Raw genomic sequence first — 18,510 nt, forward strand, 5'->3', positions numbered from 1 at the left:
TAATTGGCTTTACTTCGCGTGTACGCCAATAAGAAGTAGATTCACTTCTTCTGTCTTATTTTGATCGGTAATCACTGGGTAGGACGTATCGCTGATAAAACGCAGTTTGCCGTCTACCTCAATACGCGCACTCACACTGTACGTGTGTCGGGCATCGATATCTGCGCTGTTGTAGCTCAGTTCAAAATCAAATGGGACTTGCGCGCCCTCTGTTTCAAACGTCTGCTCAGAAATCACCGTTGCTGGCGCATCGGCTAGTGAGACATCTTGCAGTTTCACTGTCACAACCGCGTTTGGTGGCAGTGCGATTCTCTCACGATACGCAATGCTGCCTTTCACTGATGTCATGCCACTCTCTACCGCTACTTTCGAGTCTGTCGCTGGTGCAGTTTGGCACCCAGCAAGTGTTAAGCCTAATACGACCGCCAATAAACCTGAAAATACCTTCTTCATAAAGCCTCTCTATTTAATATGTGCACTTATGCTCGTCAGTGCCAACCTGTATTACATTAAAGATATCAGAAATTTATCCATCCATTGTAGGAATAGCGCCAGAATGCATTATTCTCATACCATTCCTACATGACTTGTTACGTGATGAAGCTCACGAGCAACTTGACGAACAAACTGACAAAACCCACACTTGCAGTATTGAACTTGAGTATAAGTGAATTTATGAGTAAACCATTACGTGAATTGCTGGAATTGCTTCAACTAGAAAAGCTAGAAGAAGGATTGTTTCGTGGTCAAAGCCAACACTTGGGTTTACCGCAGGTGTATGGTGGTCAAGTCATCGGGCAAGCGCTGTCAGCCGCTCGATATACGGTATCAGATGATCGCACGGTACACTCGTTTCACAGCTATTTCCTCTACCCTGGAGATGCGGAAAAACCGATTATTTATGATGTAGAAAATCTGCGTGACGGTAAGAGCTTTAGTACAAGACGAGTAAAAGCCATCCAAAATGGACGACCGATTTTTTACCTCACAGCGAGCTACCATGGGCACGCGCCGGGGTTTGAACATCAAACCGAGATGCCTGTTGTTGATGGGCCTGAGAATTATGTTTCAGAGTCCGAACTGGCGGCGCGTATTGCGGACTTTTTGCCCCCTAAAATTCGAGAGGTGTTTTGCAGTGAAGAGGCCATTGAAGTACGCCCTGTCACTGTGATCAATCCGCTCAAACCGGAAAAAGCAGAACCTAAGCAGTATTTGTGGATTCGCGCGAATGGCGAGGTACCAGATAATGCACTCATCCATCAATACCTACTTGGTTACGCATCGGATTGGCGCTTCCTAACCACAGCGTTGCACCCACATGGTGTTTCTATTATGTCACCGAAATTTCAATTGGCGACGATTGATCACTCTATGTGGTTTCATCGTCCGGTTAAAATTGATGAATGGTTGCTTTATGCCATTGATAGCCCTAATGCGAGTAACTCGCGCGGCTTGGTTCGTGGTGAGATTTTCAATAGAAAAGGCGATCTCGTCGCCTCCACTATCCAAGAAGGCGTGATGCGATTTAGTGAATAATTTCGCTCTGTCACGATCTCAGTGCCACTAAAAACGCACAAAGCCAGCCGAAAACACGGCTGGCTTTTCTGTATTCACACGCTTTTTCCAGAATTAACACACTTTAGCTGCGCTCAATCAACCGCCAGGCCTAAAACGCTAGTCAGGGTATTTACCCCACTTCCTATTGATAAGAAAGTTAACCATTCGGCGAGCAAAGCCTGAGTATGGTGCAGTTAAAAATGCCGTCGCTGCCCACTTTCCTTGGGCCATCACTGGACGCATCTTAGATAAGCTATTAAACCCTTCTCGGCCGTGATAATGCCCCATACCACTAGGCCCCACGCCACCAAACGGTAAGTCGTGCTGGCCGACGTGCAGCATAACATCATTAATGGTGACACCTCCCGATAAGGTATTTTCTAACACTGTCTTTTGCAGCGTCTTGTCATCTGAAAAAATATACAGGGCTAAAGGCCTATCTCGCTGACTAATAAAGTGATAGACATCATCCAACGTTTTGTACGTTAAAATCGGCAAAATAGGCCCAAAGATTTCACGTGTCATTACGTTTTCATCTACCGCTGGCGTCACCACCAAATGAATAGGAAAGCGTCGACTTACGGCATCAGGTTCACTATCCGGGATAAGATTAATCACCTCACCACTACCCGCTTTTGCCAAGCTGAGTGTCTCACTTAAACGCTGAAACGACACATCATCAATTACGGCTGTATAGTCGGGGTGCTCAATCGTTTTGAAGCGCTTTTTCACGATAGACTTTGCTGACTTAATCACCGAATCAAGCTTATCTTCTGGTACAAAAAGATAGTCTGGCGCTACACATGTTTGCCCTGCGTTATACATTTTTCCGGTCAAAATACGCTTCATTGCTTTTTTAATATCGTAATCCGGCGCGATAATAGTGGGTGATTTCCCTCCTAACTCTAGCGTTACAGGCGTAAGGTTCTCTGCCGCTGCAGCCATCACTTTGCGACCTGTCGCCCCAGAGCCAGTAAAGATCAGGTGATCAAACGCCAGTTTAGAAAAAGCTTGGCCTGTCTCGCCCGTTTCGGCAATAAAACAAATTTCATCTTCCGTAAACGCCGTTGAAAACACTTCCGCTAAGACGCGACAAAGATGCTGAGAGTTTTCTGACATTTTTACCATTACGCGATTACCCGCGGCCAATGCAGCGGTCATTGGTCCTATCGCAAGAAACAACGGATAATTCCATGGCACAATAATACCAACCACACCGATAGGTTGCGGAATAACACTATTCTTGGCGGGTTGAAACCATATGGCGGTATGACGCGACTTGGGCTTCATCCACTTTTTAAGTTGTTTACGGGCATCCACAATGCCGTCAATCGAAGAGAAAAACTCCAGCAATGCCGTTTCCGTTGAAGAGCGATGGCCAAAATCCTTACGAATGGCCTCACACAACACCGCCTGGTTTTGACGAATAAGGCGCTCTACCTTGGACAAATTACTCAATCGCAATTCACGACTAAGAAAAGGCGACTCTGTAAACGCTCGTTTTTGCTGGTTAAAACACGCTTGCATTTCTAATTCACTAAGCTCGACTTGGCTCATTATTCGACTCCTAATTCGACCAGTTTTTCCAATAACTGCTGACACTCTAATCGTGACATCACCTCGGGAACCGGATACTCACCAAAGGCTTCTTTTATCGCTTGCTGCGCAATATGAGGAATGTCTTCTACTTGCAATTCTTTGACGACTTTCGGAATCGCAATACGCTCTAATAGCGCGTTAACCGCATCGGTAAACTGTGAGGATGCGCTCCCGTGTACACTGTCTTTATAGCCCAGCTCAACCGCTAGCTGTGTCAGTCGTGCGTTATCTCTTTGTTGGATCCCCTCTAGCACAAGGGGTAATACAATGGCATTCGCTCGGCCGTGAGGCACGTGATAAAACGCACCGAGTTGATGGGCAATGGCATGAACATAGCCGATATAAGTGCGCGTAAAGGCAAGCCCAGCTTCAAAACTTGCCAACGCCATTTGCTCTCTGGCATGGGTATTGTTGCCATCTTCGTACGCCGTTGGTAGCTCACTAAAAATTCGCTTAATTGCGCTCACCGACCATTGGCGAGTTTGTGTATTCGCGTACCCACTTAAATACGATTCAATGGCATGAGTTAAGGCATCTGCGCCCGTTTCAGCCGTTACCTGTGCAGGTAAACCTAACATCAACTCTGGGTCAAGAATCGCGACTTTGGGTACCAAGAACGGGTCGGTGATGGAGCGTTTTTTTCGGGCATCAACATCACTAACCACTGCGGCGACGGTACACTCAGAGCCAGTGCCTGCCGTAGTGGGTATCGCGATAATAGGCATAAGACGACGATGTACCTTAAGTAACCCCGGTAACTTCGCCACGTCTTTATTGGTTTTGACACTCGCCGCCATCGCTTTTGCGCAATCCATAGGCGAACCACCACCAAAGGCAATAACGCTATCGCTAGCATGGTTCTGGTAGTGTTCGACGCCTCGTCTCACCATTTCATAGTCGGGGTCTGGGGTAATGTCATCAAAAATTGAATAGCCAATATTCGCGTCATCTAGCGTCTGCAGTAGGCTATCGAGTAAACCCAATTTCATCAAAACATGATCCGTCACGATGCAAGGTTTACTCACGCCAAGTTGTTTGCATATTTTAGCAATATCATTCACTTTGCCACGCCCAGAAATGCACGTTGGCTGTGGAACAGGCACCATTTTAATAAACGGTTTCTTAACGGAAACCAGGCATTGGTGCAGCATATCGACGCTCCTTATAGACAAAATGATTGAGTAGACGAACTAAAGCAGTTCTGCGACATTATTCTGATAACAGCGCTCAGACAACCCAACTTTCACGATTAAGCTTCACCCGTTAAGTACTAACGACTCCGCTTTTAATGACATTCAGTTATAGAGTGATTGCTCCATATAAGCAAGATTGTCATCCAAGAGTTGAGAGTCGTATACCTGCGACATAATGCCAACTAAATCGTGCCCGCTAGCGAATGGGTAATGCCGTTGTGTATTTTAAAGGTTCCATCGCAAAGGTAGAGGTCACGTTCGATAACTCGTCGATACTATTTACCAATTTTTTATAAAACTCATCAAAACACTTCATGTCTTTTACCAGTACTTTCATCATATAGTCATACTCCCCCGCCATACGATAAAACTCCATCACTTCAGGAAATAACGATACGGTATCGACAAAAGCTTTGTACCACTCATGGGAGTGGTTCGTGGTCTTGATTTGCACAAAAGCGGTAAAGCACAACCCCAACGATTCAGGATTCAGTAACGCAACTCGCTTATTAATCACGCCCTGATCTTCAAGCTTTTTTAATCGCTTCCAACACGGCGTTGTGGTTAAGTTCACCGCTTCGGCGAGATCATGCAACGACAGCGTACTGTCTTGCTGCAATAAGCCCAGTAGTGTCTTATCTGTACTATCGATTTCCATAAAAACCCCAAAAGGAGAATAACTTTCTCTAAAAACCCATTTATACAGTAAATATAGCAAAGTTTTTCTCCCCGTATGTAGGTAAATTATCACCATAACGATAGCCAAGTAGGAAACCTAACTATGTGTACTGACCATCAATGGATAAACAACGCCATTCGTAAAATTGAAGCTGACTATCAACGCTCTGCCGATACTCACCTGATAAAGCTCGACCTTCCAAGCATTGATGGCATCGATCTCTATCTGAAAGATGAAAGTACGCATCCAACTGGCTCACTGAAGCACCGCTTAGCGCGATCGCTTTTCTTGTACGCGATTTGTAATGGTTGGATTGGCCCGGAAACCACCGTTATTGAATCTTCTTCAGGCAGCACCGCGGTGTCAGAAGCTTACTTTGCTAGACTTCTCGGCCTACCTTTCATTGCCGTTATGCCTAAAAGTACCGCGAGCAAAAAAATTGAACAAATTGAGTTCTATGGTGGCAAAGCGCACCTTGTCGATCGCTCTGACCAAATTTATGCAGAATCGCGTCGCCTTGCCGATGAGCTAAATGGTCATTATATGGATCAGTTTACGTATGCTGAACGCGCGACTGACTGGCGTGGTAATAACAACATTGCGAACTCAATCTTTAGTCAAATGGAACTTGAAGATCATCCGATTCCTACATGGGTCGTCATGAGCCCGGGTACTGGTGGCACATCGGCGACCATTGGTCGTTTTATTCGCTACCAAAAACACGATACTAAACTGTGTGTGGTTGACCCTGAAAACTCGGTATTTCACGACTACTACAAAACCGGCAATAAACACATCACTGGCGACTGTGGCAGCAAAATTGAAGGCATTGGGCGACCTCGCGTAGAGCCAAGTTTTATTCCTGGTGTGGTTGACGAAATGCGCACCATTCCCGACGCAGCAAGCATTGCAACGATTCATTGGCTTGAGAAAATCTTAGGAAGAAAAGTCGGCGCATCAACCGGCACTAATTTATACGGTGCCTTGCAGCTAGCCTGTGAAATGAAAAAACGTGGTGAAACAGGATCGATTGTGACCTTGTTATGCGACAGCGGCGAGCGCTACCTCGACACTTACTACAACCCTGAGTGGGTAAAAACCAATATTGGTGATCTACACCCTTACACAGAAAAACTTGAAATCTTTGAAGCAACAGGTGAATGCAGCGCAGATTGTTAAGCCCTGTCATTTAGCTTGAAGACGCAAGCCGTTAGCCTGACGGCGTGTATGAGATGAGAAAAAGGAGTGATGCTATCACTCCTTTTTACTTTATCTGCATAATTAATAACGTCATTTGACCTTACGTACTACTTTCGATCATAACTACGATTGACCTGCATTTGAGCGGCGGTGATGTACGACACTAAGTCCTGATACGCGCGATCTAACTCTTCAACCACCAGTACATCGGCGGTATCGTTAGCGATCAAGTGCAACCCATCATGAAAGGCCCTCGCTTTCGCGGAAAAGTATTCCAATGGTCCGCCAACACTGGCTAATTGTCGCGTCTCTTCGTGGTTTGCCACAACGGCGCCAAATGTCGTTTCAAGCTCACCGAGAAGCAGCAGTGCATGATCACAGTTAGCACCGATTAACTTCGAGTGCGCGGTCGTCCACATGTTGGTGTATTGAGCAATCCCGCTTGAAGCGTAAATATCCACGGTACTCTTGTAAATAACGTCAACCGTTGTCGACGACAAAGACAAGATAGATTGGGTATCTTTGACAATTTCTGCCGCGCCTTTCGACGCATCCGCGACCTGTACCGAGACTGTTTCGATATTCTCTCCGGCAAGGTTGGTGCTCGATTCAATTCTTTCCACTAAGCTAGAAATCTCACTGGCGGCCTCATTGGCACGTCCAGCAAGGGAGCGGACTTCATCCGCGACTACCGCAAACCCCCGACCATGCTCCCCCGCCCGAGCCGCTTCAATCGCAGCATTCAGCGCGAGCAAATTCGTTTGCTCAGAGATCTGATGGATAATACTGATAAACTGACTAATATCACCAGTTAATACCTGAAGAGCATTGACCGTGTCTTTACTTTCTGCCGACGATTGAGAGACTAAATCCAACGAACGATACATTTCTTCAAGCTGACGCTGCGTCGACTCAAATACTCCTAGCTTGCTTTGCAGCTGATCACTTTGGGCAATCAAATCATTATTCGCCACCTCGATACTATTCGCACAATCCACAAGATGAGGGACAACCATCCCTAAAAAGCGTCGTGAACGCGATTTTTGCTCGGCTAACACGTGTTCTATTGCCGATACTTCACTCTGCTTCGCCGCTAATTGCTGTTGCAACTCCGCAACCTGCTGCTGTAGAACCTCGTTAGCTGCCTTTTCAGTAAGTACCTGCTGCTGCGTTGTTTTTAATTGTTTTTTTGATACAAACATTGAGTCACTTCTTCTACCACTGCCTTTCCTATATTCACTACGCTAACACTCAGTAAGGAATTATAAATAGCGTGAAGAGTAAGTTGTGATAACTACCAATCACCATACCCCAATTAGGGTATAGGCAGAGCAATGTACTAACTCGCGATTAAAATCCGTTGTTCATTCAAACGTATCGCATAGCAAAAAAGCACTATATACCGAATGATACCGACATAAAAAAGCCCCTGACTAAGCAGAGGCATGATGAACGCGATGACGCGAACTATTTTTGCTTCGCTTCAAAGGCTGCCAGTTGCTCTGGCGTCGCTTTAGGTTGGTGGTTTTGCTTCCACTCATCATAGGTCATACCGTAAACACGCTCACGCGCATCATCGATGTCTAAGTCAAGTGACGCCTGTTCCGCTTCTGCTTTGTACCATTTACTAAAGCAATTACGGCAGAAACCCGCCTGAATCATTAGATCGATATTTTGCACATCCTTATTATTATCAAGGTGGGCAAGCAAGCGACGAAATACCGCTGCGTCTAATTTATCTTGCTGCTCTTGAGGGAGATCTTTATATTTAAATTCAGCCACTTTACTTTCCTTTGCTGTTATTTTTATGCTCCACAATCCTAACGAACAAACGAAAAAATGCCCAGCCGAAACTGAGCATTTTTCCAAGCGAACAGGAAAGGCGGCCTTCACTATCCGTTAATTAACCATGACTGGTTCGTGCTTTCACATCTTTTTCCAATGCTTTATTCAACTCAGCTTCAACGTGTCCCGGCGATTGTGTCTTCGCGGATATCAAGCGGTACATCGCTGGAATCACGAATAACGTCACTAAGGTGGCAAACGCCATCCCAAAGAAGATGACCGTACCTACCGCCACTCGGCTTTCATAACCCGCCCCAGTGGAAACAATCAGCGGGATCGCGCCAGCTAACGTAGTGAATGCCGTCATTAAGATTGGACGCAGTCGCCTTGCCGATGCATCAATGATGGCTTGCTCAAACGCGATACCTTTGTCTCTTAACTGATTGGTAAACTCTACAATAAGGATCCCGTTCTTGGTCACCATACCAATAAGCATGATCATACCAATCTGACTGTAGATGTTGAGCCCTTGCTGCATAATCAGTAAGCCTAGGAAACCGCCAAATACCCCCATCGGGACGGTAAACATCACCACAAGCGGGTTAATAAAGCTTTCAAATTGCGCAGCCAGTACCAAATAAGCCACTAATAACGCCAATGCAAACACCACGAAAATACTCGATTGATTTTCTTTGAAGTCTTTCGACTCTCCGGCGTAACTAATCGATATATCACCCGGTAGCATCTCTATGGCCTGTTGGTCCATAAAGTCCAACGCTTCACCTAATGTATACCCTTCTTTAAGGTTCGCTTTGATGGTGATAGATTTCTGCTTGTTGTAATGCGATAAACGAGTAGAGGATGCCACTTCCTCAATATCAGTCACGGCATCTAACGTCACCAACTCGCCGGACTGAGTGCGCATGTAAATTTGGCTCAAATCTGCGGCGTTATTGAAGTTATTTTCATCCCCTCGCAAGTAGACATCGTATTCTTCACCACGCTCGACATAGGTGGTCTCTGTTTTACCACCAAGCATAATTTCCAGCGTGTCGGAGATATCTTCAACACTGATCCCGAGCTCTGCTGCGCGCTCTCGGTCGATGGTCACCACCAGCTCTGGTGTTTTCTCAGAGTAGTCAGTACTCGCGCCTTCCATCATCGGTGAGGCGTCAGCGCGTTGCTCAAGTAAATCTGCCCATTTTTGCAATTCCGCATAATCTGAACCGCCAATGACAAATTGTACTGGCTCGCTCGACCCGCCTCTAAAGCCTGGCATAAACGGGAACACACGAACATCAGGGATCCCAGCGAGGGCTTTTCGAGCCTCTCCCAGCGCTTGCGTCGCAGTGACATCACGTTCGTTCCAATCTTCTAAGATCATGATAACGAAGCCCGTTTGGTCACCGGCATTGCCGCCAAACGCTGGTGATTGAATACTAAATGACTTTAAGAAACCTTGCCCTAATAACGGCATTAAGCGCTCTTCTACGATGTCCATATTCGCTGCCATTCGGTTGTAACTGGTGGCATCCGCACCACGAACAAAAGCGAAGATGACCCCACGATCCTCTTGCGGTGTTAACTGAGCAGGTACTTGCTGCATTAACTGATAACTGCCGCCAACGCAGGCTAAAATCACCACTGGCGCGAGCCAACGAAATCGTAAGGCTTGCCCAAGCGCTCGCTTATAACCACGCTCTAATTTTCTAAAGCCTGAATCTACCCATTGTGTGAAACGATTTGGTTTCACGTTCGCTTTTAGAATCGAACTTCCTAATACCGGCGTAAGAGTGAGAGCAATCAAAGATGAGAAGATCACCGACATGGCTAGCAGCACAGAGAACTCGGTAAACAGCAGCCCTATCATGCCGTCCATGAATGAAATCGGTAAAAACACCATCACCAGCACTAATGTGGTGGCGATAACGGCAAACCCCACTTCGCGCGTCCCTTTATAAGCAGCAAGTAGTGGCGGCTCGCCTTTCTCGATATGGTGGAAGATGTTTTCCACCACCACGATGGCATCATCCACCACTAAGCCAATAGAGAGAATCAACGCCATTAACGTGATCAAATTGATGGAAAAGCCAAAGAAATAGGCGGCAATAAACGACGCAATCAAAGATACGGGTACCGTCACGGCGGGTATCAGCGTGGCTCTGGCTTGACCAATAAAGATGTAGAGCACCAATATGACCAAACACCCGGTGATAAACAGCGTGCTGTACACCTCAGAAATGGAGCGATCGATAAAGACGGTTGAGTCATAGTCAATGGCTAAGCGAGTCCCTTCCGGCAGAAACTGCTGCATACGTTCCACTTCTTTATGCACCAAGTCAGCCATTTCCAGCGGGTTCGCATCCGACTGTGGCACGATGCCCATGCTGACGTTAACCACACCATCACTCTTAAAGGTGGAATTCTCATTCTCTGCGCCGATATACACATCGGCGACGTCTTTCAAGTAAATCGGTGTATTGTCACTGGCGCGTTTCACCACCAAATATTCAAAATCTACCGGGGAGTTGTATGACCGGGCAGTACGAACCGACATCACCGTCGCATCATTTCGCACTTCCCCACCGGGGCGTTCAATATTTTCAGATCGTAGCGAAGCGGTGATGTCAGAGGTGGTCACCCCTCGCCCAGCCATGTACGCAGGCTTGAGCTTAATGTACATCACTTGGTACAAGCCACCAGAGATGTCCACCGAGCTCACGCCGGAAATAAGACTAAACCGGTCCAGCAATACTCGGTTGGTGTAGTCCGTCAATTGGGTTCGATCCATCACCGACGAGCTAAGATTAATATAGACCGACGCTTCACCACTACCATTGTTTTTAAACACCAACGGATCATCAGCTTCATCGGGCAGGGAGCGCTGGGCTCGCGCCACTGCATCACGAATATCACTCACGCCGGTATTCAGGTCATAACCCAACTCAAATGTGACGGTAATTCGTGACATGCCATTTCGAGTCACCGACTCTATTTCATCAATACCACTAATACCAGAGAGTTGATCTTCAATAGAGGAGGTGATCTGGCTTTCAATGATGGTGGCTGACGCCCCTTCATAACGAGTGGAAATCGACACCACTGGGTTTTCGATGTCCGGCATTTCACGTACAGCAAGTTTATTAAATGACACAATGCCAAATACACATAACAACAAGCTCAGTACGATAGCGGCAACCGGACGCTTAACTGAAATATCAGATAAAAGCATTAGCTGACTTCCTTCTCACTAACGAGTTCGGTGCGCTTTTCAGTGCGCTGTGCTGTAGGCTCCGATTTCACTTCCTGAACGGCAGAACCATCACGCATGTTAACAATGCCCTGCACGACAATTCTCTGACCAATCTTTAGCCCTTTTTCGATCACCACTTGGTTACCTACACGAGCCCCCAAAATGACCTCAGTACGATGCGCCTTGCTATTTTCATCAATCACATAAACAAAGCGTTTGGTGCCTGAATACTCAAGAGCTTGAACAGGAATAATCGGTGCTTCAATAGGCGGGAAAGCCATGTTCGCCTGAGCGAGCATGCCGGGCTTTAATCGATTCTCTTGGTTTTCAAAATGGATACGCACGCGAAGGTTCAACGTTTCTTGGTTTACTCGCGTGTCCACTGCAACGACCGCACCTTCGAATAAGCGATTGCCCCACGCCGAGGTTTTCGCCGTGACTGGCATACCTTTTTCAAGCATTGACAGGTATCGTTCAGGGACTTGTAAATCAAGCTGCATAATAGATAAATCATCCAACGTGAGTAGCTCTGTCCCCACATTGACTAACTTGCCACGGCTAAAATCAATTAAGCCAACCGTACCTGAGAACGGGGCTTCAATATGCAGGTCATTGAGCTGTGCGTTCGCCGCATCTAGACGAGCGTTGGCAATGTCTACGTTGGTTTTTTGCGCATCAATTTCCGTTTTAGTAATGGCATTACTCGATGCAAGGCGTTCGAACTCAGCCAAAATACGTTTTTGGTCACGTAAATAGGCTTTTGCTTCTGCGACAGAAGCCACGGCTTTGTCGTCATTAAGCAAAATCAAGACCTGCCCTTTTGGCACCTTTTCATTCGCCGATACGCGAATTTGATCAACAATGCCGGACACTTCAGAAGCAATAATGACCGATTGATCCGCCTCCAACTTTCCGACCAAGGATAACGATTGAGACACTTGGTGAACGGCCACCGTCTCGGTCACGACAGAGATAGCTTGCGATCCTTGAGACCTTTTTGCGTAGCTTGCAGAAGAAGCACTAAGAATAGACAGTGCCAGCAAACCGATTATTGTTTTATTTTTCATCGTATTTGTCTTTTTATATAGAAACTAATTGATATTCTAGCGACTTATGAGCCACATAACGTCAAGAAGTGTAAATCCTAAATTGAGTTTTTGTTTACAAACATTGCGCCGTTACAAACAACGCAAGAAAATGAAACAAAATGACACGACTAAGGGGAGTAGTGAGTAAACCTAACCCATTCATTGTGCTCATTCGCAAGAAAAATCAGCGCGCCCTGTAGCGAAGTGGTTAATAAATAGAGCATAAACCTGCCTTTTTAGGCACCTCTGTCCAAAAAGACATCATTCAGTTCAAAATGCCAAGAAAAAACTTTACAGCTTTGCGGAGTTTGCTATGATTCGCTCCGAACTTGAGTTGCTGCTTTGGGAAAACAGCGAAACAAGTATAAAACACCCTGGAGGGGTTCCCGAGTGGCCAAAGGGATCAGACTGTAAATCTGACGGCTCTGCCTTCGATGGTTCGAATCCATCTCCCTCCACCATATTTAGTTTGCTTGTTACTAACTCTGTTATTAACGAATAAACACACTTGAGTGACTGCTTTGGGAAAACAGTGAAACAAGTATAAAACACCCTGGAGGGGTTCCCGAGTGGCCAAAGGGATCAGACTGTAAATCTGACGGCTCTGCCTTCGATGGTTCGAATCCATCTCCCTCCACCATATTAGTTTACTTGGTGATAACCAGATAAACGCACTTGAGTTGCTGCTTTGGGAAAACAGTGAAACAAGTATAAAACACCCTGGAGGGGTTCCCGAGTGGCCAAAGGGATCAGACTGTAAATCTGACGGCTCTGCCTTCGATGGTTCGAATCCATCTCCCTCCACCATACAGAAAAAACCGACTCTTAGAGTCGGTTTTTTTTCGTCTGAATATAATCAAATATTATCACTAATCTAGCACTCTGCACCAAACAAGATAGCGCGCCTTGTATTGTAAGAAATGTAAAATAATACAACAACTTAGCTTACTTTCGCTTACAGCAATTCTTGAATGTTCGATGATAAGATCTCTCATATCCTAATAACAACATCCAATGAGAAATCAGAATGAAAAAAACACTATTAGCACTTTCCTTGATCATAAGCTCTGTGTCTGCATCATCCATGGCGAGCGAAGGCTTTTATCTTGGCGCCGCTTACTCAAAGATGAATTATGACGCAGCGTTTGTGGCCAGCAATGAGGTCGAAAATGGCTACGCCGTGAATGGTGGATACGACTTCCCTATTGGCAGCTTTTTCGTGATTGGTACCGAAATTGAATACAAGAACTTAGGCTCGACAACAGAATCCATCGGCAGCGACTACTATAAACTGTCTATGACCTCTTATGGTGTTAACGTGCTGCCAAAGCTTTACATCGGTGATCACTTCTATGCGCTGGCTAAATTCGGTTTTCATAAAATCAATTCAGAAATAAGCACTAACGTTACCACTGATGATACCGCGGTATCTGATACCGCTTCGGTATATGGATTGGGCGCTGGATACGATATTTCCCCAAACTTTGCTATTCAAGCAAGCTACGAGATCCACAACATTGCTGTCTACAATACGTCTTCTGCCAACCTAGGGGCAAAGTTTAATTTTTAGCTAATAGCTATTAGCTAAGAGCGTTTAACTTTTAGTCGCTGACGACGAAAAAACACTCATCGCGGAGTCTGCTAATTATCGGAGTAGTCACCGTTATTTGGGATTTGGGACAAACTTATTGTTTGCAATATCCGTAATTCAGATAGTATTAGATGAGTGTTTGCAGAAATACGGACAATGGTCATGGCAGAGATTGAAACAGAAGGTTTTGAATTTTTTGGCTTAGAAGAAGCCATATTTCGAAAAATGGTGATAGAGAGAATTGAAGCGTTGATGGTGCAAGCCAAGCTCTCTAAAAACGCCCTAGCAAAAAAAACCGGAATTGGACGTTCGGGTCTATATGAAAAGATGGATCGTGATGCACAAAGCCATTTCACTATTCAAGATTTCTACCGAATTGCAAAGGCCTTAGACGTGAGCATACTTCAATTGTTTCCGATGACGAACCTGGAGCGACACCATGGTGGACAATTACCATTACCCGCCAGTACGCTAAAGTTCCTTGATGTGATGCTCTCCGCTCCACAAGAAGATATTGAATTCCTTTCCAAATTTTATACTTCATTGCAAAAGCGAGATCAAAACACACCCTAGCGACCAATCATGGTATGGCTAAATGAGGTGACACCAGCTTCACTCATCCAACTTAAGGATACTAGCTCGTACTACTTTCCAAATTACGGACATTCGCTCTGATAGGATCTTCATCCATAGCGCACACTCGGTGCCATTTATATGATGAAATATCGGAGCACATACATGAAATTAGCCGTCACCCTCCCCCCTCTGGTTCTAGCTTTAATGGCGAATAGCGCGTTAAGTTATGCAGACTCGTCACTAGCATCTAACAAAACGTTGGGGGTAGATCGAGACTATTCTGGTCATCGTATTGGTTTGGGAATAGACCAAGGAACAGAAATACAGAGTACGTTGCATTTTACTACTATTGATGACTGGCACACCCAGTACCCTCAAACGGTCGACCATAACGACCCTTTAAACGGATTCAAAATAGAATACGGCTATGACTTCAACCGAATTATCTCGTTAAACTTGGGATACAGTAAACTTAGCCACGACGTTAAAGGGACGCACACGATAGGGCTCGATCATGCTCGCTACTACCGAGAAGCAAAAGCTGACATAGACGTAGTCAATGTTGAGGCAGAATTAGGGTACGCTTTCATTGCAGGCAGCTATGATTTGAAACCCTACGTGGCACTGGGCGTTAAACATACAACTGGCTCATCTAGTGGGTATATAGACACGGGAATTAACCATGAACGGTATAACCATAAACTGGATGACACCGCCTCTTATATGGCACTAGGTGCACGCTTAAACACCCCTATTGGCCTCTATCTGGATACCCGACTAGGTACGTCTTGGACATTAACAATGGGGTATAAATTCTAACGCCACCATCATTCAACGACTATTCAATCGGCAGTATAACATTGGACAAATCAACATGAGTTTGTGTCACTAAACATTAAATAGATTAGATAGCATGGAACGCTATCAACGCCGTACACCATGCCAACTTGCACGACTGCATATTCTCACAATACAACATCGAACTTTATGCAATCAATTCAGCATTCTGTGATACTGAATCACATCGACATCAAGGTCATTGATTTTCGCGAAAGCTTTAATGTGCTTAACAGCCTTAAATTCATTCCCTTCTAAAACTTTCCTAGACCCCAAGTTGCTCGTCACAGCATGTGCACAAACTTCCGTTAATGCGCTAGAGTTGCGTAACTGCTGCAGCAATTGTTGAAGCGCCGATGAGGCAATGCCTTGCTTAAGATAACCATGTCCAATGCGATAACCAATCTCGGCCATTGTTGGTGTGCTTTCTTTGACGTTAACGTTAATACGACCGCAAATATCCCCGCTTGCCGTCTTAATTAGCATAGGAAGCATTAAACCAGCGCGATGATAAAGAAGGAACTCTTGCGTCTGAGCTCTTACGCCCTCTAAAGAATAAAAGCCATCCTCACGGGGTGGAACATGCTGTTCAAACCACGCTTGATTTTCTGTTTCAAATGCCAGCAGCGCCGCACAATCATCAAGATGAAGCAAGGTTACTTGTATGCCTTCCATCGCTTTTTCCTAGTAAATACGTACCCACATGAACGGGCTATCTAGTCCGTTTAGAACACCTCGTTGACATGGAAGTAAAACGTACCACCATGCTCACCATAACCAATATCAGCACGAACATTCACGGTATCTTTAATCTTCAATCGAAAGCCTGTCCCTGCGCTCGCGAGAGTATTGTCCCACAACCCTGACACATCATTGGAAACGGTACCTGCCGCCCCCCAGAATACGACTCCGACACGCCAATACACAGGTAATCGGTATTCAACTTGCCCCATCATCATTTGGTTGTCACGGTAGCGTCCAAGAATGTAACCACGCATCGCATCTGAACCGCCGAGATCCGGAAGATGATTCCATGGTACTTCACCCGACGTTAAATTGGCCTGAACTTGCCACGCAAGCAAACCTGGCATCGGAGCTAATGCTAAATACTGCGATGCCTTTATTGAATATTTGCCAAAGTTTTCTGAGTTGGTGGTGTCGTGATACAAGCCAATATCAGCTTGCAACAACGTGCCTCGAGAAGCATTGGTGACGTTATCGCGTGAGTCATACACATTCGATACAAACAGCCCATAACTGGTATTGTCGGTAAGCTCCGATGCCACCCCCTCTTGAGTAGGCGTGTCAGACTTTATTTCATGCGGCTTGACCGATTTGATGTTACCGCCAAAGCCAATAAAGTAATCACCGGAAACACGGTTAAGCCAAGTCGGCTTAATATCTATGACCTGTTCTTTAAAATTGACGAGATTACCGTCTTGCTGACCATTGTCATAGCCTTGACCGTAGTATGTGGCCGCATCATCGAAAATTTTAAGATCGGTATAAAGACGATTATCGCCGCCATTATAAAAATGCTTATTACTTAGTGTGATCCCCGCAGAGCCATTTGAGGAGGCATACGGATTCACAACCAAAGATGAAGGCTGCCCAGTACCATCCGTTTCGTCACCATATAACCCGACATACAGCAACCCTAGTCCTAATCCTTGTTCTGGTTTGTAAAACACCGCCGGAATATAGCTTGAATTTAAGCCTTTTGATGAATCGTATTCCGATTCAGCACCGAACACATCCAGCACTTTATCTAGCGCATCGGTGGTTGGGTTTGGCTTGGATTCAAAAAGGGGAACAACTTCTTTAGGCGCTGCGGCAACCTGAAAGCTGCCGATAAAACCAATACCGATAAAGGAGAAGCCAAAAAGAACAGTAGAAAATAGGTTGCGCATAGATTGAGTTCTTAAATTCATCACAGATTAGGACAAAACAATGGGCAGAATTATACGGGAAAAAGTTTCAAGGCGTGCAAATATCCAGTTAATTGCTGCAACGATAATAAAACGACAGATGTTAGGTAAAAAAAAACCGTGGCCTTTTGCCACGGTTTCATTGCTAGTCGTCGTAACTCAAACACTTAACTCTCGTAGAGAAAGTGGTCAATGACTGAAGTAATCTTAACCTTGAATACCGACGATCAACCATGGTGCATTCTGCGCCGTTAGGTCGCGCTCTAGGTGCCAGATATCTTCGATATCTTCCTCAATGCCTTCTGCCGCATCACGATAACGACCTGAGAACTGTAGGCTTAGCTGAGCTTTATTCGCATCATAATCGCCGCGTACAATTTCAACATCAACGTACATCACGTCAGTGTGTTGTTCGCCTTCAAGCTTAGCGCGCTCGGCCATTAAGTCTTGTAGCAAGCTTGGCGATACATACTCTTCAATAGTATGCAGCTCATTATGGTTCCACGCACCTTGCAGAATTCGATAGTGCTCACGAGCGCCATTTAAGAACGCTGCAGCATCAAATCCCGGTGGGTAATTGTGAGGAATATCGCTTTGACCCGCAGCGCCAAAACCACCACCTGTAGCCGCATTCTGAGGCTGCTCAAAACTTTGAAAGTTTTGTTGTGTTTGCTGCTTTTGCTCAAACGGGTTACGTGCGCCATTACCGCCAAATGCAGGCTGCTGACGCTGCTGGTTCATACTGCCCTGCTTCGCGCCAAGTAAATGCCTCATTAGTTTGAAGATAACGAAGGCGATCAGGCCCATAATCAAAATATCCATAAACTGGATACCTTCAAATGCGCCGCCAAAGAATGCCGCTAGCAAGCCACCAGCAAGAAGACCACCTAGCAGTCCACCCATCAGGCCTTTCTTACTACCCGCTTTATTTTGATCTTGTCTTACCGTGTTGGTATTTTGCTTTTGTTGTTTTGGCGCTGGCGCCGTTTTAAAGCTTTTCCCAAACGATTTACCGCCACCGAATTTCTTCGCTTCAGCAACAGGGTTCACCGTTACTGCAAGTACGAGTAACGCGATGAAAGAGAATAAACGTTTCATTCTGTACCTTTTTTTATTGTTACGTAATATCGTAAACTCTGCGGTAGGGAATACGATGGTTAACGAATCATATACTGAGCTTAGCACTAAAGGAAAGCATCATATGATCCGACTTGTTTCAGAATA

At 45.6% G+C, this 18,510-nt stretch carries 16 protein-coding genes and 3 tRNA genes; 8 read left to right on the top strand and 11 right to left on the bottom strand.

The annotated features are described in order from the left end of the window. Positions 1–9: 9 nt before the first annotated feature. Positions 10–453 carry a YbaY family lipoprotein gene (locus MD535_RS15220; protein ID WP_265675882.1) on the bottom strand — a complete coding sequence of 148 codons (444 nt, stop codon included), beginning with the start codon at positions 451–453 and terminating at the stop codon, positions 10–12. Between the two features lie 222 nt (positions 454–675). Here MD535_RS15220 and tesB point away from each other — a divergent pair, with 222 nt between their 5' ends. Next, entirely contained in the window at positions 676–1,536 is an 861-nt protein-coding gene (gene tesB / locus MD535_RS15225) for an acyl-CoA thioesterase II (RefSeq protein WP_265675883.1), read from the top strand. A 138-nt stretch (positions 1,537–1,674) separates the two neighbouring features. Here tesB and MD535_RS15230 read toward each other — a convergent pair whose 3' ends face one another. The 3 genes from MD535_RS15230 to MD535_RS15240 form a co-directional block, all read right to left on the bottom strand. Beyond that, entirely contained in the window at positions 1,675–3,114 is a 1,440-nt protein-coding gene (locus tag MD535_RS15230) for a coniferyl aldehyde dehydrogenase (RefSeq protein WP_265675884.1), read from the bottom strand. After that, on the bottom strand, positions 3,114–4,307 hold the full coding sequence (locus MD535_RS15235) for an iron-containing alcohol dehydrogenase (protein ID WP_265675885.1): 1,194 nt from the start codon (positions 4,305–4,307) through the stop codon (positions 3,114–3,116). The genes MD535_RS15230 and MD535_RS15235 overlap by 1 nt, the downstream gene beginning before the upstream one ends. Positions 4,308–4,545: 238 nt before the next feature. Beyond that, positions 4,546–5,007 (bottom strand): Lrp/AsnC family transcriptional regulator, encoded by a 462-nt coding sequence (locus tag MD535_RS15240; protein ID WP_265675886.1) that lies wholly within the window; start codon positions 5,005–5,007, stop codon positions 4,546–4,548. A 123-nt stretch (positions 5,008–5,130) separates the two neighbouring features. Here MD535_RS15240 and MD535_RS15245 point away from each other — a divergent pair, with 123 nt between their 5' ends. Continuing rightward, positions 5,131–6,207 carry a PLP-dependent cysteine synthase family protein gene (locus MD535_RS15245; RefSeq protein ID WP_265675887.1) on the top strand — a complete coding sequence of 359 codons (1,077 nt, stop codon included), beginning with the start codon at positions 5,131–5,133 and terminating at the stop codon, positions 6,205–6,207. Positions 6,208–6,335: 128 nt separating this feature from the next. Here MD535_RS15245 and MD535_RS15250 read toward each other — a convergent pair whose 3' ends face one another. The 4 genes from MD535_RS15250 to MD535_RS15265 form a co-directional block, all read right to left on the bottom strand. Beyond that, entirely contained in the window at positions 6,336–7,430 is a 1,095-nt protein-coding gene (locus MD535_RS15250) for a methyl-accepting chemotaxis protein (RefSeq protein ID WP_279348297.1), read from the bottom strand. Positions 7,431–7,695: 265 nt separating this feature from the next. Further along, on the bottom strand, positions 7,696–8,010 hold the full coding sequence (locus tag MD535_RS15255) for a DUF1244 domain-containing protein (RefSeq protein WP_265675888.1): 315 nt from the start codon (positions 8,008–8,010) through the stop codon (positions 7,696–7,698). 121 nt (positions 8,011–8,131) lie between these two features. Beyond that, positions 8,132–11,245 carry a vibriobactin export RND transporter permease subunit VexH gene (gene vexH, locus MD535_RS15260; protein ID WP_265675889.1) on the bottom strand — a complete coding sequence of 1,038 codons (3,114 nt, stop codon included), beginning with the start codon at positions 11,243–11,245 and terminating at the stop codon, positions 8,132–8,134. After that, the gene (locus MD535_RS15265) at positions 11,245–12,333 is read right to left on the bottom strand and encodes an efflux RND transporter periplasmic adaptor subunit (RefSeq protein ID WP_265675890.1); all 1,089 of its coding nucleotides are present in this window, start codon (positions 12,331–12,333) and stop codon (positions 11,245–11,247) included. Before MD535_RS15265 ends, vexH begins: the two co-directional genes overlap by 1 nt. A gap of 397 nt (positions 12,334–12,730) precedes the next feature. On the opposite strand from MD535_RS15265, the gene MD535_RS15270 reads away from it, so the two are divergent. The 6 genes from MD535_RS15270 to MD535_RS15295 all read left to right on the top strand — a co-directional run bounded on the left by MD535_RS15270 (position 12,731) and on the right by MD535_RS15295 (position 15,340). After that, positions 12,731–12,815: transfer RNA gene (locus tag MD535_RS15270), tRNA-Tyr, on the top strand. 94 nt (positions 12,816–12,909) lie between these two features. Then, positions 12,910–12,994, top strand: a tRNA-Tyr gene (locus MD535_RS15275). 82 nt (positions 12,995–13,076) lie between these two features. Then, positions 13,077–13,161 (top strand) — tRNA-Tyr (locus tag MD535_RS15280). A 220-nt stretch (positions 13,162–13,381) separates the two neighbouring features. After that, positions 13,382–13,924, top strand: a complete 543-nt coding sequence (locus MD535_RS15285) for an outer membrane beta-barrel protein (protein WP_265675891.1) — start codon at positions 13,382–13,384, stop codon at positions 13,922–13,924. 183 nt (positions 13,925–14,107) lie between these two features. Then, positions 14,108–14,518, top strand: a complete 411-nt coding sequence (locus MD535_RS15290) for a helix-turn-helix domain-containing protein (protein ID WP_265675892.1) — start codon at positions 14,108–14,110, stop codon at positions 14,516–14,518. A gap of 165 nt (positions 14,519–14,683) precedes the next feature. Beyond that, positions 14,684–15,340, top strand: coding sequence for an outer membrane beta-barrel protein (locus tag MD535_RS15295; protein WP_265675893.1), 657 nt, complete (start codon positions 14,684–14,686; stop codon positions 15,338–15,340). Between the two features lie 174 nt (positions 15,341–15,514). Here the strand turns inward: MD535_RS15295 and MD535_RS15300 are convergent, their stop codons facing one another. From MD535_RS15300 to MD535_RS15310, 3 genes are all read right to left on the bottom strand, one after another. Further along, positions 15,515–16,033: a GNAT family N-acetyltransferase gene (locus tag MD535_RS15300; protein WP_265675894.1), complete on the bottom strand. Its 519-nt coding sequence runs from the start codon at positions 16,031–16,033 to the stop codon at positions 15,515–15,517. Positions 16,034–16,083: 50 nt separating this feature from the next. Then, a complete protein-coding gene (locus MD535_RS15305; RefSeq protein WP_265675895.1) occupies positions 16,084–17,268 on the bottom strand; it encodes a BamA/TamA family outer membrane protein in 1,185 nt (394 codons plus the stop codon). Between the two features lie 225 nt (positions 17,269–17,493). After that, positions 17,494–18,384, bottom strand: a complete 891-nt coding sequence (locus tag MD535_RS15310) for a Tim44 domain-containing protein (RefSeq protein WP_265675896.1) — start codon at positions 18,382–18,384, stop codon at positions 17,494–17,496. Positions 18,385–18,510 lie beyond the last annotated feature (126 nt).

Origin of the sequence: Vibrio qingdaonensis (assembly GCF_026191675.1) — a bacterium.
GTDB lineage: Bacteria > Pseudomonadota > Gammaproteobacteria > Enterobacterales > Vibrionaceae > Vibrio > Vibrio qingdaonensis.

Coding starts and splice junctions, on each gene's coding strand:
- MD535_RS15220 (WP_265675882.1), bottom strand. CDS start 453: ATGAAGAAGGTATTTTCAGGTTTATTGGCGGTCGTATTAGGCTTAACA.
- tesB (WP_265675883.1), top strand. CDS start 676: ATGAGTAAACCATTACGTGAATTGCTGGAATTGCTTCAACTAGAAAAG.
- MD535_RS15230 (WP_265675884.1), bottom strand. CDS start 3,114: ATGAGCCAAGTCGAGCTTAGTGAATTAGAAATGCAAGCGTGTTTTAAC.
- MD535_RS15235 (WP_265675885.1), bottom strand. CDS start 4,307: ATGCTGCACCAATGCCTGGTTTCCGTTAAGAAACCGTTTATTAAAATG.
- MD535_RS15240 (WP_265675886.1), bottom strand. CDS start 5,007: ATGGAAATCGATAGTACAGATAAGACACTACTGGGCTTATTGCAGCAA.
- MD535_RS15245 (WP_265675887.1), top strand. CDS start 5,131: ATGTGTACTGACCATCAATGGATAAACAACGCCATTCGTAAAATTGAA.
- MD535_RS15250 (WP_279348297.1), bottom strand. CDS start 7,430: ATGTTTGTATCAAAAAAACAATTAAAAACAACGCAGCAGCAGGTACTT.
- vexH (WP_265675889.1), bottom strand. CDS start 11,245: ATGCTTTTATCTGATATTTCAGTTAAGCGTCCGGTTGCCGCTATCGTA.
- MD535_RS15265 (WP_265675890.1), bottom strand. CDS start 12,333: ATGAAAAATAAAACAATAATCGGTTTGCTGGCACTGTCTATTCTTAGT.
- MD535_RS15285 (WP_265675891.1), top strand. CDS start 13,382: ATGAAAAAAACACTATTAGCACTTTCCTTGATCATAAGCTCTGTGTCT.
- MD535_RS15290 (WP_265675892.1), top strand. CDS start 14,108: ATGGCAGAGATTGAAACAGAAGGTTTTGAATTTTTTGGCTTAGAAGAA.
- MD535_RS15295 (WP_265675893.1), top strand. CDS start 14,684: ATGAAATTAGCCGTCACCCTCCCCCCTCTGGTTCTAGCTTTAATGGCG.
- MD535_RS15300 (WP_265675894.1), bottom strand. CDS start 16,033: ATGGAAGGCATACAAGTAACCTTGCTTCATCTTGATGATTGTGCGGCG.
- MD535_RS15305 (WP_265675895.1), bottom strand. CDS start 17,268: ATGCGCAACCTATTTTCTACTGTTCTTTTTGGCTTCTCCTTTATCGGT.
- MD535_RS15310 (WP_265675896.1), bottom strand. CDS start 18,384: ATGAAACGTTTATTCTCTTTCATCGCGTTACTCGTACTTGCAGTAACG.